Source organism: Shewanella sp. 11B5 (assembly GCF_002836795.1).
In the GTDB taxonomy this organism is placed as follows: Bacteria; Pseudomonadota; Gammaproteobacteria; order Enterobacterales; family Shewanellaceae; genus Shewanella; species Shewanella frigidimarina.
In genome coordinates, this window is sequence record NZ_PJAP01000728.1 from 1 (window position 1) to 1,899 (window position 1,899).

2 protein-coding genes are annotated in these 1,899 nt (G+C 42.2%); both read left to right on the plus strand.

Annotation, left to right across the window (positions count from 1 at the left end; translation table 11 throughout):
- The coding region (queA, locus tag CXF78_RS15790; RefSeq protein ID WP_102037318.1) for a tRNA preQ1(34) S-adenosylmethionine ribosyltransferase-isomerase QueA at positions 1-733 on the plus strand (733 nt) is incomplete at its 5' end.
- 142 nt (positions 734-875) lie between these two features.
- The coding region (gene tgt / locus CXF78_RS15795) for a tRNA guanosine(34) transglycosylase Tgt (protein ID WP_102037319.1) at positions 876-1,899 on the plus strand (1,024 nt) is incomplete at its 3' end.

The following is a 1,899-nucleotide window of genomic DNA, read 5'->3' on the forward strand; positions in this document are numbered from 1 at the left end:
GGATACGCTTATCGACTTAGATGGCGGCTACCAAATGAAAATGTTGGCTCGTCACGATGCATTGTTTGAGCTTGAGTTACAGTCTGATAAAACCATATTAGAAGTGCTTGAAGACGTCGGTCATATGCCATTGCCTCCTTACATTGATCGTCCAGATGAAGATACTGATAAAGAACGTTATCAAACAGTGTATAACCAAACGCCAGGCGCTGTAGCTGCGCCGACAGCAGGGTTACACTTTGATGATGTCATGTTAGCCGATTTAAAAGCCAAAGGGGTTAATATTGCCTTTGTTACTTTACATGTCGGTGCCGGTACATTCCAGCCTGTACGAGTGGATAATGTGCTTGAACACAAGATGCATTCAGAATGGGCCAATGTGTCACAAGAGGTTGTTGATCTAATTGCGCAAACTAAAGCGGCTGGAAATCGTGTTGTTGCCGTAGGCACAACCTCAGTACGTTCATTAGAAAGTGCAGCACGTGCAAGTGGAGATAGTCCGCTTCAAGCCTTTAGTGGTGATACCGATATCTTTATTTACCCAGGTTTTCAATTTAAAGTTGTTGATGCCATGGTCACTAATTTTCATTTGCCAGAATCAACATTAATTATGCTGTTGAGTGCTTTTGCCGGTTATGAAGCGGTCATGAAGGCTTATCAACATGCAATTACGCAAAAATATCGCTTTTTTAGCTATGGCGATGCGATGTTTGTGACGAAAAAAGCCCCGTAGACAATGAATTTGATTTAAAATACTCGCCCACAATAGTGGGCGTTTTTTTGATTTAATGTACCAGTAACCTTGAAGCATTAAAATTTGCCCACATTACTATAGAAACTAAACGAGTCAGACTGTTTATCTGGCAAGGTGATTTATGAAATTTGAATTAGATACAACTGATGGTCGTGCACGTCGCGGACGTCTTATTTTTGACCGCGGTACTGTAGAAACGCCAGCATTTATGCCTGTGGGGACTTACGGTACGGTAAAAGGTATGACGCCTGAAGAAGTACGCGCTACCGGTGCCGACATTTTATTGGGCAACACCTTTCATTTATGGTTACGTCCTGGCGAAGAGATCATGCGTAAACACGGTGATTTGCACGACTTTATGAATTGGCAACGTCCTATTCTAACGGACTCGGGTGGATTCCAAGTGTTTAGTTTAGGTGATATTCGTAAAATCACGGAAGAGGGTGTGCATTTTCGTTCACCGATAAATGGTGAAAAGATTTTCTTGGACCCAGAAAAATCAATGCAGATTCAGGATTCTTTAGGATCTGATGTGGTGATGATTTTTGATGAATGTACCCCGTATCCAGCAACTCATGATGAAGCACGTAAGTCGATGCAGATGTCACTGCGTTGGGCTAAGCGTTCACGTGACGAGTTTGACCGCTTAGAAAACCCGAACTCATTGTTTGGCATTATTCAAGGTGGTGTGTTTGAAGATTTACGCGACGAAAGTGTAAAGGGTCTTTTAGACATCGGTTTCGATGGTTATGCCGTAGGTGGTTTAGCTGTTGGCGAGCCTAAAGCAGATATGCACCGTATTTTAGAACATGTTTGTCCGCAAATTCCTGCTGACAAGCCGCGTTATTTAATGGGCGTGGGCAAACCTGAAGATTTAGTCGAAGGCGTTCGTCGTGGTGTGGATATGTTTGACTGTGTTATGCCAACACGTAATGCCCGTAATGGCCATTTATTTACCAGTGAAGGTGTTATTAAAATTCGTAATGCACGTCACCGTGACGACACAGCAACATTAGATCCTAAGTGTGATTGTTACACTTGTAAAAACTATTCACGTGCTTATTTATACCATTTAGATCGTTGTAATGAAATTCTAGGTGCGCGTTTAAACACCATCCATAATTTACGTTATTACCAAATGTTGA